The sequence below is a fragment of the Rhodanobacter sp. FW106-PBR-R2A-2-24 genome (genome assembly GCF_058789615.1).
In genome coordinates this window covers 225,786-239,477 of the sequence record NZ_JBYTBV010000002.1, presented here as the reverse complement: position 1 = coordinate 239,477, position 13,692 = coordinate 225,786, and the positions used below count along the sequence as shown (strand labels likewise).

Here is a 13,692-nt window from a genome sequence, read left to right as displayed (position 1 = left end):
CTGCCGCTGGACGAAGCATGCGGACTCTCGGCCCATGCCGACGTTCGGCTATGCTTGCGGACTGGTGCCGCGCCTGCTGCGGCGAGCTTTCCGGTTGCCTTGCATGAACGACTCTCCTGATCCGAAACTCCGCGCGGCCCAGCCTGCCGCGCGTCGACCCAGTGTTGGCGTGCGCATCGGCAAGGTACTGGTGGGTGGTGGCGCGCCGGTGGTGGTGCAGTCGATGACCAACACCGATACCGAAGACCCGATATCCACCGCCAAGCAGATCGCCGAGCTGGCGCGTGCCGGCTCCGAGCTGGTGCGCATCACGGTGAACACCCCGGCCGCCGCGGCAGCCGTACCCTCGATCCGCGACCGGCTGGCCATGATGGGCGTGGACGTGCCCATCGTGGGCGACTTCCACTACAACGGCCACCAACTGCTGGAAAACGAGCCGGCCTGTGCCGAGGCGTTGGCGAAGTACCGCATCAACCCCGGCAACGTGGGCTTCGGCAAGAAGAAGGACGCGCAGTTCGGCGCGATCATCGAGAAGGCCATCGAATACGCCAAGCCGGTGCGCATCGGCGCCAACTGGGGCTCGCTGGACCAGTCCATGCTGACCGCGCTGATGGACGAGAACGCGCAGCGCGCCGAGCCGTGGGATGCCTCGCACGTGGCGCGCGAGGCGTTGATCCGCTCGGCGCTGGACTCGGCCGCGCTGGCCGAGAAGATCGGCCTGCCGCGCGAGCGCATCATCCTGTCGTGCAAGGTGTCGGGCGTGCAGGAGTTGATCGCGGTATACCGCGACCTCGCCGTGCGCTGCGACTATGCGCTGCACCTGGGCCTCACCGAGGCAGGCATGGGTTCCAAGGGCATCGCCGCATCGAGCGCGGCGCTGGGTGTGCTGCTGCAGGAAGGCATCGGCGACACCATCCGCATCTCGCTCACGCCCGAACCGGGGCAGTCGCGCACGGCCGAGGTGATCGTTGCGCAGGAGCTGCTGCAGACCATGGGTCTGCGCGCGTTCAGCCCGCTGGTGGCCGCCTGCCCGGGCTGCGGCCGCACCACCAGCACCTTCTTCCAGGAGCTGGCCAAGACCGTGCAGGAGCATGTGCGCGAGAAGATGCCGCTGTGGCGCGTGCAATACGACGGCGTTGAGAACATGACGTTGGCGGTGATGGGCTGCATCGTCAACGGCCCGGGCGAATCCAAGCACGCCAACATCGGCATCTCGCTGCCCGGCAATGGCGAGGCGCCGGCGGCGCCGGTGTTCATCGACGGCGAAAAGGCGATGACCCTGCGCGGCGACAACATCGCCAACGAGTTCGTCGCCATCCTCGACGACTACGTGGCGCGCAAGTACGCCGCGCGCGGCGGCTGAGCGCGGCGCACCCCGCTGCAAGCACCCGACAACGACACGCTGGAACCGAGCATGAGCGACCTGCCCAACTGCCCCAAGTGCAACTCCGCCTACACCTACGAGGACGGCGGCATGTTCGTCTGCCCCGAGTGCGCGCACGAGTGGTCGAAGGAGGCGGCAGCCGCGGCGGACGACGAGGGGCCGGTGGCCAGGGACGCCAACGGCAACCAGTTGGCCGACGGCGACAGCGTCACGGTGATCAAGGACCTCAAGGTCAAGGGCTCGTCCTTGGTGGTGAAGGTCGGCACCAAGGTCAAGAACATCCGCCTGGTGGAGGGCGACCACAACATCGACTGCAGGATCGACGGCATCGGGCCGATGAAGCTGAAGTCGGAGTTCGTGCGCAGGGCCTGAACCGGGCGGCCGAGGCAGGGCAAACGGCTGCGCGGCCGTTGGGAAGCTCATCGCCGGATCGGCCGCCACGCCTCGACGGCGATACCGTGGCGTGGCGGAATACGTCCGTCAGGTAAGCAGGGGTGTCGCTGCCTGCAGACGAGTCCGCCCTTGCGCATCGCGAGCGTGTACGTGCTGTTCGCCGCGGGGTGGCTCTGATGTTCTGATCGCGCCGTGGAGGGGCAGGTGGCGGACCAGACGCCGCGCATGTAACTGCAGACGCTCAGGGGATGGGGCTTCGTGCCGGCCACCAGCCGGCGGCTGTACTGAATGATCCGGCGGGACGTGCAACGCCTGGAGTGCAGTACCGCCGCCTGCGTTTCGGGCGCGAGCAGGCGTTGCGCGTGCTGGCGACGGCGATGGACGTGCACCACCAGGAGAACGGCCGCGCGTGTACAAGCCGGCCTGGCCGGAGGCGCGTGTGCTGGCCTACCTGCGTGACGTCGCGGGCAGCCAGCTCGATCCGCGGCTGGTCGAGCTGTTCCTCGGCAACTACGTCGACCTGAAGCGCCTGGCGGCGATGCCCGATACGGCGTTCGTCGCCCCGGTTCAGCGCGTCGCCCGAACCTCGTCGGGACGCAGCAGCAGCGCTTCGGCGTCCGCCCAGCTGCCGGTGCGGCCGGGCAGGGCGGCGAGCCGCGCGGCCTCGCGCAGATAGGCCTCGCGCGGCATCTCCCGAGCGCCCAGGCCCAACGTGTGCGCGTTGGCCACCTGCGAATCGAGCAGCGGCCAGCCCCATTGCCGCAAGAGGTCGGCCAGCGCCATCAGCGCGAGCTTGGAACCACCGCTGTCGGCGCTGAACATGGACTCGCCGCAAAAGAGCTGGCCCGTGGCCACGCCGTAGATGCCACCGACCAGACGCGCCCCGTCCCACACTTCCACGCTGTGGGCGTGGCCGAGTTCGTGCAGCTTGACGTAGGCGGCGATCATCTCCGGCACCAGCCAGGTGCCGTCGTGGTCGGCGCGCGGCATGGCGCAGGCGTTGATCACGGCAGGGAAGTCGCGATCCACGGTGATGTGCCAGCGCTTGCCGCGCAGCTGCCGGTGCAGGCTGCGATTGATGTGCAGGTCGTCGGTGCGGAACACGCAGCGCGGATCGGGCGACCACCACAGGATGGGCTCGCCCTCGGCGTACCAGGGGAAGATGCCTTGCGCATACGCCGCCATGAGCCGCGCGGGCGACAGGTCGCCGCCCATGGCCAGCAGGCCGTTGGGCTCGGCCAGCGCACTGCGCGGATCGGGGAAGCATTCCGGCGCGGCGGGATCGAGCAAGGGTAGGCGGATCATCGCAGGTCGGCCAGGGGCGAGGAGTCGAATCTACCGCTTGCGAACGAAGCTGCGCATGGTCAATCCCATGCGGGTGCGGAAGGCGGTCGGTCGCGGTATGCCTTCGTCGGCCGCGACGAAGACGAAACGGTCGCCTTCGAGCCGGTAGATGGCGGCCAGCGGCTTGCCCGCGTCGGCGCCGATCGAGTCGACCCAGGTGATGGACTTCGGCGTGGTGGATGCGTCCAGCGTGAAGTCGCCCTCCAGCAGCAGTTCGCCTTCGACGGTGCGCACCTCGAAGTGCCGGTCGCGGATCAAGGTGAGAGCGCCGGGTGCGCCATGCTCGTCGGGCGGATCGGTGAGGCCGTTTTCCTCGAAGCCGACTTGCTCCCAGGCGCCTTGCAGGGCGGCAAGGTCGTCTGCGGAATCATTCGGGTTGTTGTGGAGCCGTGGTGCCATGACCATCCTTCGGTTGCGTGCCGCGCCATGATGGCAGGTCAATGTCGGGCGTAGGGGCTGTGCGCCATGCACTCGTCCGCGTAGCGAGCCACGGCGTTGGCTTCTTCGCGCAGTGCCGCGTGCACCGCGCGGCGGAAACCTCCGTGCACCAGCAGGTGGCGCGAGTGCGTGCGTACGGGCAGGAAGCCGCGCGCCAGTTTGTGTTCGCCTTGCGCTCCAGGCTCGAAGCGTTGCAGTCCCTGCGCTATCGCGTATTCGATGCCACGGTAATAGCACAGCTCGAAATGCAGCCCGGGCACGTCGACGCGAGCGCCCCAGTAACGCCCGTACAGCACGCCGTCGCCTGCGAGGAACAGCGCCATCGCGGCGATGCCGTCCGCATCAAACGCCAGTGCGAGTTGCGCCATGCCACCAAGCCGGCGGAAGAACGCGGGCGTCAGCGCGGCGTGGTTGCCCTTGGCGTCGAAGGTGGCGAGGTAGAGCGCATGCACTTCGCCCCATTCGGCATCCGTCAGCGTGCCGCCCTCGCGCCAGGCGATGCACAGGCCGCTGGCGGCGACGCGGGCGCGTTCGTGACGGATGTTCGCGCGCTTCTTGTGGCTGAGCGCGGCGAGGAAATCGTCGAAGTCGCGCCAGCCGCGGTTGTGCCAGTGGAACTGCACGTCGGAACGCGCCAGCCAGTCTTCGCCGAAGGCGCCGGCCTCATCCGGCAGCAGGAAGTTGGCGTGCACGGACGAGAGTCGCAGGCGTTCCGCCTCCCCGCGCATGGCATCGACCAATGCGCCTTGCAGTTCGGCGTCGCCGCCGGCGAGCAGGCGCGGGCCGGTGATCGGCGAGTAGGGCACGCCGCAGAGCAGCTTGGGGTAGTAGTCGCCGCCGGCGCGTTCCCACGCGTTGGCCCAGCTCCAGTCGAACACGAATTCGCCGTGCGAGTTGCCTTTCAGGTACAGCGGCGCGGCGGCGACCAGGCGGTTGCCGTCATACAGGCCGAGGTGGTGCGCCTGCCAGCCCCAGTCGGGACGGATGCAGCCACTGTCTTCCAGCGCGCGCAGGAAGGCGTGCGAGACGAACGGATTGGCCGCTGTGCGCAGTGCATCCCACGCCATGGCAGGCAGCTCGGCGATCGCGTCGTGGAAGCGGATGTGCATGGCGTGGCGCTTGTCGTAGGAGCCCGCTGGCGGGCGATGCTTTTGCTCTGGATCTCCAGCCGGGAAGCATCGCCCGCGAGCGGGCTCCTACCGATGGATCAGCCTGCCGGGGTCTGCTGATCCAGCCAGCGTTCGGCGTCCAGCGCGGCCATGCAGCCGAAGCCGGCCGAGGTGATCGCCTGGCGGTAGACATGGTCGGCCACGTCGCCGGCGGCGAATACGCCAGGCACCGAGGTCATCGTGGCCATGCCGCTCTGACCGCTGTGGATCTTGATGTAGCCGTCGTGCATGGCGAGCTGGCTCTCGAAGATGCCGGTGTTCGGCGTGTGACCGATGGCGACGAAAAAGCCGGTGGCATTGATGTCGCGCGTGGCGCCGGAATTGACGTCCTGCACGCGCACGCCGGTGACGCCGGAGTCATCGCCCAGCACCTCGGTCACGGTGTGGTTCCACACCAGCTCGATCTTGCCGGCGGCGGCCTTCTCGAAGAGTTTGTCCTGCATGATCTTCTCCGCGCGCAGGCTGTCGCGGCGGTGCACCAGGTAGACCTTGCTGGCGATGTTGGACAGGTACAGCGCCTCCTCCACCGCGGTGTTGCCGCCACCGATCACCACCACTTCCTGTTCGCGGAAGAAGAAGCCGTCGCAGGTGGCGCAGGCGGAGACGCCACGGCCCTTGAACTTCTCCTCGCTTTCGATGCCGAGGTACTTGGCGGTGGCGCCGGTGGCAATGATCAGCGCGTCGGCGGTGTATTCGCCGGAGTCGCCCTTGAGCCGGAACGGCCGCTGCTTCAGGTCCACCGTGTGGATGTGGTCGAAGATCATCTCGGTGTGGAAGCGCTCGGCGTGCTCGGCCATGCGCTGCATCAGCGCCGGGCCCTGCAGGCCCTCGACGTCGCCCGGCCAGTTGTCCACGTCGGTGGTGGTGGTGAGCTGGCCGCCCTGCTGCAGGCCGGTGATGAGCACGGGCTTGAGGTTCGCACGGGCGGCGTACACGGCGGCGGTGTAGCCGGCCGGGCCGGAGCCGAGGATCAACAGGCGGGTGTGCTTGGGGGCGGAAGTCATGGCGTGATCCTTGCGGTTCGGACGGGAGTGGCGGGCGTGGGCACCGATCCGCAAGAATGGGGAAGGCGGGCGGCATATTCAAGCCGCGCGGCCGATTCGGTTATGGCGTGGTTCCCCCTGACAAAAGGATGGCTCGCATGCGTATCGGTATTCCGGCAGAAACCAAGACCCTCGAAGGCCGCGTGGCGCTGGTGCCCGATGCCGCCGCCGACCTGCTGCGGCACGGCCACGAGGTGTATGTGCAGGCGGGCGCGGGCGACCAGAGCGGCTTTGCCGATGATGCCTACGCGCGTCTTGGCGTCCATGTCGTGCCCGATGCGGCGGCGCTGTACGCGGCGGGCGAGTTGATCGTCAAGGTGAAAGAACCCATCGCCGGCGACCTCGCGTTGCTGGAGCCCCGCCACCTGCTGTTCTGCTACCTGCACCTGGCCGCCGAACCGGCGCTCACGCAGCGCCTGCTCGACATCGGTCTGACCGCGGTGGCCTTCGAGTCGGTGGAAGAGGATGGTGGCCTGCCGCTGCTCCACCCGATGTCGGTGATCGCCGGGCGCATCGCCGTGCAGGTGGGCGCCTCGCTGCTGCATCGTCCGCAAGGCGGCAAGGGCAAGCTTTTGGGCGGCATGGCGAGCACGCCGCGCGGCAAGGTGGTGGTGCTGGGAGCCGGCGCGGCCGGCGGCAGCGCGGCGACACTGGCGGCGGCGTTGGGGGCGCAGGTGGTGGTGTTCGACAAGCGGCCTGATCGCATGGAAGCGATGCACCGGCTGGGCGCCAACGTCACCGCACTGTATGCCTACGCGTCGACGGTGGCCGATCAGGTGCGCGACGCCGACCTTGTGGTGGGCGCGGTGCTGGTGCCCAGTGCGCGTGCGCCGCATGTGCTCAGCGCGGCGATGGTGGCGGCGATGGAGCCGGGCAGCGTGCTGGTGGATATCGCGATCGACCAGGGCGGGTGCTTCGAAACCTCGCGACCCACCACCTGGCAGGCGCCCACTTATGAGGCACAGGGCGCCACCCACTTCTGCGTCACCAACATGCCGGGCGCGGTGCCGCAGACCTCGTCGCTGGCGATCTCCGCCGCCATCCTGCCCTATGTGCAGCGGCTGGCCGCCGGCAAAACGTGGCGCGACCACGCCCCGCTGCGCACGGGTATCAATGTCGACGGCGGCCAGCTGGTGCATCCGGCGCTCAAGGGAACGGTGTGACCGCAGCCGGGTGACCGTCGCCGGTTACGGAAACCGTCGCGGGCTGTGTAGACTTGCCGGGACTTTCGGCATTTCGGGAATCCACACCGGTGGCGCGCAGCGCAAACGTCAAATCCGACAAGGAGAAATTCGTCCTGAGCGAGGAGTGGAGGCGGCGTTTGCGCGAGGCCGGCGCCCTGCTGCTGCTACCGCTGGCCTTGTACCTGCTGGTGTGCCTGTTCAGCTACAACGAACAAGATCCCAGTTGGTCGCATGTCGGCGGCATGGCGCACGTGCACAACCTGGGCGGCACCGTGGGCGCCTACGTGGCCGACCTCCTGCGCTATCTGTTCGGCGGCGTGGCCTATCTGTTTCCGCTACTGCCCCTGCTGATGGGCGTGCAGGTGCTGCGCCAGCGCGGCGAGGAGCCTGAGCATCCGTGGGAATCCTCGCTGCGGCTGACGGGCGCGGTGGCGTTTTTCATCACGGCGCCGGGGCTGTGCTGGCTCAATTTTCCGCAGAGTGCGATGGCGCCCGAGGGCGCCGGTGGCGTGATCGGTCGCGCCGTGGCGCATGGCCTGCAGACGGCGTTTGGCCTGAAGGGCGCGCCACTGTTGCTGCTCGCGCTGTTTCTGGTGGCGGTGACGCTGGCTACCGGTCTGTCGTGGTTCAAGGTGATGGACTGGACCGGCAAGGCCACCCTGGTGGCGGTGGAATGGTTGCGCGGCAAGTGGCGCAAGGCGCCCGAGGCGATCAAGGCGCAGCAGGCGCGCGCCGAGCGCGAGGTGGTGAAGAAGGCCGAGGCGGTGAAGCAGGCCAAGCGCGAGCCGGTGCGCATCGAAACGGCGCCCGCGCCGGTGGCGAAGAGCGAGCGCGCCAAGCTGGAGACGCAGATCCCGCTGTTCACCGGCGCCTCCGTGCCCGGCGAACTGCCGCCGCTGTCGCTGCTGGACGAAGCGCCCGAGCAGGGACCTGGCTATTCGGAGGAAACGCTGGAGGTGCTCTCGCGCCAGGTGGAGTTGAAGCTGCGCGACTTCCGCATCGAGGCCAAGGTGATGGGCGTCTACCCCGGCCCGGTCATCACTCGCTTCGAGCTGGAGCCGGCGCCCGGCGTGCGCGGCGCGCAGGTCTCCAGCCTGGACAAGGACATCGCGCGCGGCCTGTCGGTGGTCAGCGTACGCGTGGTGGACGTGATCCCCGGCAAGAACGTGATCGGCCTGGAGATTCCCAATGCCAAGAAGCAGATCGTCTATCTCTCCGAGATCCTGCGTTCGGACAAGTACGATCTGATGAAGTCGCCGCTGGCGCTGGCGCTGGGCAAGGACATCGGTGGCCGCGCGGTGGTCGCCGACCTCGCCAAGATGCCGCACCTGCTGGTGGCCGGCACCACCGGTTCGGGCAAGTCGGTGGCGGTGAACGCGATGGTGCTGAGCCTGCTGTACAAGGCCAGCCCCAAGGACGTGCGCCTCATCATGATCGACCCCAAGATGCTGGAACTCAGCGTCTACGAGGGCATCCCGCACCTGCTCGCGCCGGTGGTCACCGACATGAAGGAGGCCGCCAACGCCTTGCGCTGGTGCGTGGCCGAGATGGAGCGCCGCTACAAGCTGATGGCCGCGGTGGGCGTGCGCAACCTGGCCGGCTTCAACAAGAAGGTGCGCGACGAAGAGAACAAGGGCCAGCCGCTGCTCGACCCGCTGTTCCGGTCGAACCCGGAAATGCCCAACCTCGCCGCCGAACCGCTGGAACCCTTGCCCTACATCGTCATCTTCATCGACGAATTCGCCGACATGATGATGATTGTCGGCAAGAAGGTGGAGGAGCTGATCGCCCGCCTCGCGCAGAAGGCGCGCGCCGCCGGCGTGCATCTGGTGCTGGCCACCCAGCGCCCGTCGGTGGACGTCATCACCGGCCTCATCAAGGCCAACATCCCCACCCGCATCGCCTTCCAGGTGTCCAGCAAGATCGACTCGCGCACCATCCTCGACCAGAGCGGCGCCGAGGCGCTGCTCGGCCACGGCGACATGCTCTACCTGCCGCCGGGCACCGCCATGCCCGAGCGCGTGCACGGCGCCTTCGTCGACGACCACGAGGTACATGGCGTGGTGAACTGGCTGCGGGCGCAGGGCGGCCCGCAGTACGTCGAAGGCGTGCTGGAAGAAGTGCAGGCCACCAGCGACGGCAAGTTCATCAACGATGCCGGCCTGCCGCAGGACGGCGAGGAGGGCGGTGACGGCGATGCCCAGCTCTACGACAAGGCCGTGGCCGTGGTCACCCAGACCCGCCGCGCCTCGATCTCCGGCGTGCAGCGCCACCTGCGCATCGGCTACAACCGCGCCGCGCGCCTGATCGAGCAGATGGAAGCCGACGGCGTGGTCAGCGCACCCCAGCACAACGGCAACCGCGAAGTGCTGGCGCCGCCGCCACCGCGGGATTGAAGTGGCGCAGCGGGCTTACACGCCCGAATAGACACGCGGCACGCGCTTCAGGCCGCACACCAGCCGGTAGGCGCTGGTGTGGCAGCGGGGCGCGAGCTCAGCCACGGTGGGCGCGCTGCCCCACAGTTGCACGCGGCTGCCGAGGCCGGCGTGCGGGTGGTCGGTGAGGTCGACGGTGAGCATGTCCATCGATACGCGGCCGATCAGCTGGCCGGGGTGGCCGTCGATCAGCACCGGCGTGCCGTTGGGCGCGAATTGCGGGTAGCCGTCGGCATAACCCATCGCCACCACGCCGACGCGGGTGGGGCGTTGCGCAACGAAGTGCGCGCCGTAGCCCACCGGTTCGCCCACGCCGATCTCGCGCACGCTGAAGATGCGCGATTCCAGCGTCATCACCGGGCGCAGCTTGCCGGCGGGCGCGTTTGGCTGCGGGTGGAACGGGTCGGCGCCGTACAGCATCAGACCGGGGCGCGACCAGTCGTTGCGTAGTTGCGGCCAGCCCAGTGCGGCGGCGGAGTTGCACAGGCTGGTTTCGCCGGCCAGCCCCGCCGTGGCGCGGCGGAAGTTGTCCTGCTGCTCCAGCGTGCGCGTGCTACCCAGTTCGTCGGCACGCGCCAGGTGCGTCATCAGCACCAACGGCGCGAGGTGGGGCAGGGCGGAAAGCCGGGCATGCGCCGCGCGGAAGGCTTCCGGTGACAGGCCGAGCCGGTGCATGCCGCTGTCCAGCGCCAGCCAGACGTGCAGCGTCGTCTCGGTGCGGAACGCGAGCACGTCGTCGAGCTGTTGCGGGGAAGCCACCGCGATCCACAGCCCGTGTTGCGCGACCAGCGGCAACTCGGCGGCATCGAAGCAGCCCTCCATCAGGAGGATGGGCGCCTTGATGCCGGCTTCGCGCAGTTCCAGCGCCTCCTCGATGCAGGCCACGCCGAAGCCGTCGGCTTCGGCCTCCAGCGCGCGCGCACAGGGCACGGCGCCGTGGCCGTAGGCGTCGGCCTTGACGATGGCCAGCGCCTTGCCGCCGCCCAGCTGCCTGGCCAGACGATAGTTGGCGCGTAGCGCGTCGAGGTCGATCAGTGCCTTGGCTGGACGCATCAGCGGCCTCCCGGATGGCCAAGATAACGGAAGACGTCCAGCCCTTCGGTATCGATCTGCGGCTGACGGCCATCGATGAGATCGGTGAGGTAGCGCCCCGAGCCCGCCGCCATCGTCCAGCCCAGCGTGCCGTGGCCGGTGTTGAGGTAGAGATTCTTGTACGGCGTGGCGCCCACCACCGGCGTGCCGTCCGGCGTGGCCGGGCGCAGGCCGGTCCAGAACGTGGCGTGACCGAGGTCGCCGCCGTGCGGGTAGAGATCGTTCACCACCATTTCCAGCGTGGCGCGGCGGCGCGGGTTGAGCGAGAGGTCGTAGCCCATCACCTCGGCCATGCCGCCCACGCGGATGCGGTCGTCGAAGCGGGTGACGGCGATCTTGTAGCTTTCGTCCAGAATGGTGGAAGCCGGTGCCATGCTGGGGTCGGTGACCGGCACGGTGAGCGAGTAGCCCTTGAGCGGGTACACCGGCAACGGCAGGCCCAGCGGCGCCACGAGTTGCGGCGAGTAGCTGCCCAGCGCCACCACGTAGGCGTCGGCGGTTTCCAGCTTGCCCTGGATGCGCACCCCGGCAATGCGCTCGCCGCTGCGCTCGACGCCGTCCACGCGCTGGCCATAGCGGAAATCCACGCCGGCGGCAGCGGCCAGCAGGGCGAGCTTCTGCGTGAACAGCTGGCAATCGCCGGTCTGGTCGCGCGGCAGGCGCAGCGCGCCCACCAGCTTATCCGCCGTGGCGGCAAGCGCCGGTTCGGCCTGGATGATGCCGGCGCGGTCGAGCACCTCGCAGGGCACGCCGTATTCGCGCAGGATGGCGATGTCCTGCGCGGAGGCGTCGAGCTGCTGCTGGGTGCGGAACAATTGCGTGGTGCCCAGCATGCGGCCTTCGTAATCGATGCCGGTGGCGTGCGCCAGCTCGTTGATGCAGGCCTGGCTGTAGTCGGACAGGCGCACCATGCGCGCCTTGTTGACCGCATAGCGTGCGGCGGTGCAGTTGCGCAGCATCTGCCACAGCCAGCGGTACTGGGCGGGATCGAAGCCGGGCCGGATCGACAGCGGCGCATGGCGCTGGAACAGCCACTTGAGGGCCTTGAACGGCACGCCAGGCGCGGCCCATGGCGAGGTGTAGCCGAAGGAGAGCTGGCCGGCGTTGGCAAAGCTGGTTTCCAGCGCGGCGCCGGCCTGGCGATCCACCACGCTCACCTCGTGGCCGGCCTGGCGCAGGTACCACGCGCTGGTCACGCCGATCACGCCGCTGCCGAGTATCAGTACACGCATTGCTCTCTCCGGGTTGCATTCCCTGCATGCCACGCTTTGCATGGCATGAAACGCGCAGTATATTCAGCCGCTGCTAGTTTATTTACTTGTGATTGATGGCTTTGCCAGTTGATTCAACCACTACATACCGTTCGAACCCGAGCCATGCCCACCCGCCAGCGCGAACTGGACAAGATCGACCGCAAGATTCTCCGCATCCTGCAGGAGGAAGGGCGCATCTCCTTCACCGAGCTGGGCGAGCGGGTCGGATTGTCCACCACGCCGTGCACCGAGCGGGTGCGCCGGCTGGAGCGCGAGAAGATCATCACCGGCTACCACGCCCGGCTCGATCCGAAGGCGGTGAAGGCGGGCCTGCTGGTGTTCGTGGAGATCAGCCTGGCCTACAAGTCGGGCGACATCTTCGAGGAATTCCGCCGCGCCGCGCTGCGCCTGCCCAATGTGCTGGAATGCCACCTGGTGTCCGGCGATTTCGACTACCTCATCAAGGCGCGCATCAGCGAGATGGCCAGCTATCGCAAGCTGCTGGGCAGCACCTTGCTGACCCTGCCACACGTGCGCGAATCCAAGAGTTACATCGTGATGGAGGAGGCAAAGGAAACGCTCAGCCTGCCGGTGGCCGAATGACGGTGCCGGTTAAGCCGCCACGCCCCACAATGCCGCCCGTCGTTTGCCGCGAGGAACCCCGATGACCCGTCTCAAGCTTGCCCTTGCCGCCGTTGCGCTGCTGCTCGCCGGCACTGCCCAGGCCGCCACCGGCGCCGCGCGCGCGCGACTGGACGCCTTTGCCAGCGGCCTGCATGCGCTCACCGGCGACTTCACCCAGAGCCTGGTCGATCCCAACGGCCACCCCGGCAAGACCAGCAGCGGCACGCTGGCGCTGGAGGCGCCGCGGCAGTTCCGCTGGGAAACCACTGCGCCGTACAAACAGACCATCGTGGCCGACGGCAGCCGGGTGTGGATGTACGACCCCGAGCTGGAGCAGGTCACCGTGCGCGTGCAGTCCAGCGAGGAATCGCACAGCCCGCTCACTGTGCTCACCGACCTCAAGCAGATGGACAAGGGATTCAAGGTCAGCGAGCAGGGCGAACACGACGGCCTGGCCTGGCTGCGCCTCACCTCCACCGCGAAGGATCCGCAGTTCGCCTATGCCGATCTCGGCTTCGATGCGAACGGCCTGGCGCGGATGACCTTCAAGGATCAGCTCGGCTCCACCACCGACATCCGCTTCTCGCACTGGCGGCGCAACACGGCGATTGCGCCATCGGTGTTCACCTTCGTGCCGCCGAAGGGCGCCGACGTGATCGGCGACGCGCCGGTGATCGATGTGCAGCCGCTGAAGAACTGATGCGCCGGCCGGATAACCTGCCGACGGGCGGAGCCAGCCGGCTGTTTCCGGCGCACGGGCAGGGCATCTTCGCGCTCACCCGTCACGCCTGAGGTCGCTGCCCGGCTGGCGCGGAGAAGTTACGCCGGCCGCTGGCTGGTTATCTGCAACAGGCCCCGCATGATCGCCAGTGGCGTGGGCGGGCAGCCGGCGACCACGGCATCCACCGGGACGATGGCGCTGATCGGCCCCCGGGTCGCATAGTTGGCGCCGAACAGGCCGCCGCAGGTCGCGCAGTCCCCCACGGCGAGCACCCACTTGGGATCGGGTATCGCTTCATAGGTTTGCCTGAGGGCATCTTCCATGTTGACCGAGACCGGTCCGGTGACCAGCAGCACGTCGGCATGGCGCGGGCTGGCCACAAACCGGATGCCGGCGCCTTGCAGGTTGTAGTACGCATTGCTCAGCGCGTGGATTTCGAGCTCGCAACCATTGCAGGAGCCGGCGTCGACATGGCGAATGCACAAGGCGCGCCCGAACACGGCGTGCAGCTCTCGCTGGATCGCGGTGGACGCCGTCTGGTCGGTATCCGGCACCGGATACGGTTCGCTCAGGCGGCCGGTTCGACGAATGCGTGAAAGGATATCGAACATG

General features: G+C 68.2%; 13 protein-coding genes and 1 pseudogene. 7 read left to right on the top strand and 7 right to left on the bottom strand.

The window, feature by feature from the left end:
- Positions 1-103: 103 nt before the first annotated feature.
- The 3 genes and pseudogenes from ispG to AC3WQA_RS02155 all read left to right on the top strand — a co-directional run.
- Positions 104-1,363: a flavodoxin-dependent (E)-4-hydroxy-3-methylbut-2-enyl-diphosphate synthase gene (gene ispG / locus AC3WQA_RS02165; protein ID WP_492673468.1), complete on the top strand. Its 1,260-nt coding sequence runs from the start codon at positions 104-106 to the stop codon at positions 1,361-1,363.
- Positions 1,364-1,414: 51 nt separating this feature from the next.
- Entirely contained in the window at positions 1,415-1,756 is a 342-nt protein-coding gene (locus tag AC3WQA_RS02160; protein ID WP_492673467.1) for a zinc ribbon domain-containing protein YjdM, read from the top strand.
- 424 nt (positions 1,757-2,180) lie between these two features.
- Positions 2,181-2,312: pseudogene (locus tag AC3WQA_RS02155) on the top strand (HD-GYP domain-containing protein); the annotation flags it as partial.
- 32 nt (positions 2,313-2,344) lie between these two features.
- Here the strand turns inward: AC3WQA_RS02155 and aat are convergent.
- The 4 genes from aat to trxB all read right to left on the bottom strand — a co-directional run bounded on the left by aat (position 2,345) and on the right by trxB (position 5,732).
- Positions 2,345-3,082, bottom strand: a complete 738-nt coding sequence (aat, locus tag AC3WQA_RS02150; protein ID WP_492673466.1) for a leucyl/phenylalanyl-tRNA--protein transferase — start codon at positions 3,080-3,082, stop codon at positions 2,345-2,347.
- A gap of 30 nt (positions 3,083-3,112) precedes the next feature.
- Positions 3,113-3,520 (bottom strand): TIGR03067 domain-containing protein, encoded by a 408-nt coding sequence (locus AC3WQA_RS02145; RefSeq protein WP_492673465.1) that lies wholly within the window; start codon positions 3,518-3,520, stop codon positions 3,113-3,115.
- Positions 3,521-3,558: 38 nt separating this feature from the next.
- Positions 3,559-4,668: a GNAT family N-acetyltransferase gene (locus AC3WQA_RS02140; RefSeq protein WP_492673464.1), complete on the bottom strand. Its 1,110-nt coding sequence runs from the start codon at positions 4,666-4,668 to the stop codon at positions 3,559-3,561.
- Between the two features lie 98 nt (positions 4,669-4,766).
- Positions 4,767-5,732 carry a thioredoxin-disulfide reductase gene (gene trxB / locus AC3WQA_RS02135; protein WP_492673463.1) on the bottom strand — a complete coding sequence of 322 codons (966 nt, stop codon included), beginning with the start codon at positions 5,730-5,732 and terminating at the stop codon, positions 4,767-4,769.
- A 137-nt stretch (positions 5,733-5,869) separates the two neighbouring features.
- On the opposite strand from trxB, the gene ald reads away from it, so the two are divergent.
- Both ald and AC3WQA_RS02125 read left to right on the top strand, forming a co-directional pair.
- Positions 5,870-6,934 (top strand): alanine dehydrogenase, encoded by a 1,065-nt coding sequence (gene ald / locus AC3WQA_RS02130; RefSeq protein WP_492673462.1) that lies wholly within the window; start codon positions 5,870-5,872, stop codon positions 6,932-6,934.
- An 89-nt stretch (positions 6,935-7,023) separates the two neighbouring features.
- Positions 7,024-9,351: a DNA translocase FtsK gene (locus tag AC3WQA_RS02125; protein WP_492673461.1), complete on the top strand. Its 2,328-nt coding sequence runs from the start codon at positions 7,024-7,026 to the stop codon at positions 9,349-9,351.
- A 15-nt stretch (positions 9,352-9,366) separates the two neighbouring features.
- Here the strand turns inward: AC3WQA_RS02125 and alr are convergent, their stop codons facing one another.
- Together alr and AC3WQA_RS02115 are read right to left on the bottom strand one after the other, a co-directional pair.
- Complete coding sequence (gene alr / locus AC3WQA_RS02120) at positions 9,367-10,443, bottom strand: alanine racemase (RefSeq protein ID WP_492673460.1); 1,077 nt, start codon at positions 10,441-10,443, stop codon at positions 9,367-9,369.
- A complete protein-coding gene (locus AC3WQA_RS02115; protein WP_492673459.1) occupies positions 10,443-11,714 on the bottom strand; it encodes a D-amino acid dehydrogenase in 1,272 nt (423 codons plus the stop codon). Before AC3WQA_RS02115 ends, alr begins: the two co-directional genes overlap by 1 nt.
- 144 nt (positions 11,715-11,858) lie before the next feature.
- On the opposite strand from AC3WQA_RS02115, the gene AC3WQA_RS02110 reads away from it, so the two are divergent.
- Together AC3WQA_RS02110 and lolA are read left to right on the top strand one after the other, a co-directional pair.
- Positions 11,859-12,338, top strand: a complete 480-nt coding sequence (locus tag AC3WQA_RS02110; protein ID WP_492673458.1) for an Lrp/AsnC ligand binding domain-containing protein — start codon at positions 11,859-11,861, stop codon at positions 12,336-12,338.
- 61 nt (positions 12,339-12,399) lie between these two features.
- Entirely contained in the window at positions 12,400-13,059 is a 660-nt protein-coding gene (gene lolA / locus AC3WQA_RS02105; RefSeq protein WP_492673457.1) for an outer membrane lipoprotein periplasmic chaperone LolA, read from the top strand.
- 119 nt (positions 13,060-13,178) lie between these two features.
- Here lolA and AC3WQA_RS02100 read toward each other — a convergent pair whose 3' ends face one another.
- Positions 13,179-13,691, bottom strand: coding sequence for an NADH-quinone oxidoreductase subunit B family protein (locus AC3WQA_RS02100; protein ID WP_492673456.1), 513 nt, complete (start codon positions 13,689-13,691; stop codon positions 13,179-13,181).
- Position 13,692 lies beyond the last annotated feature (1 nt).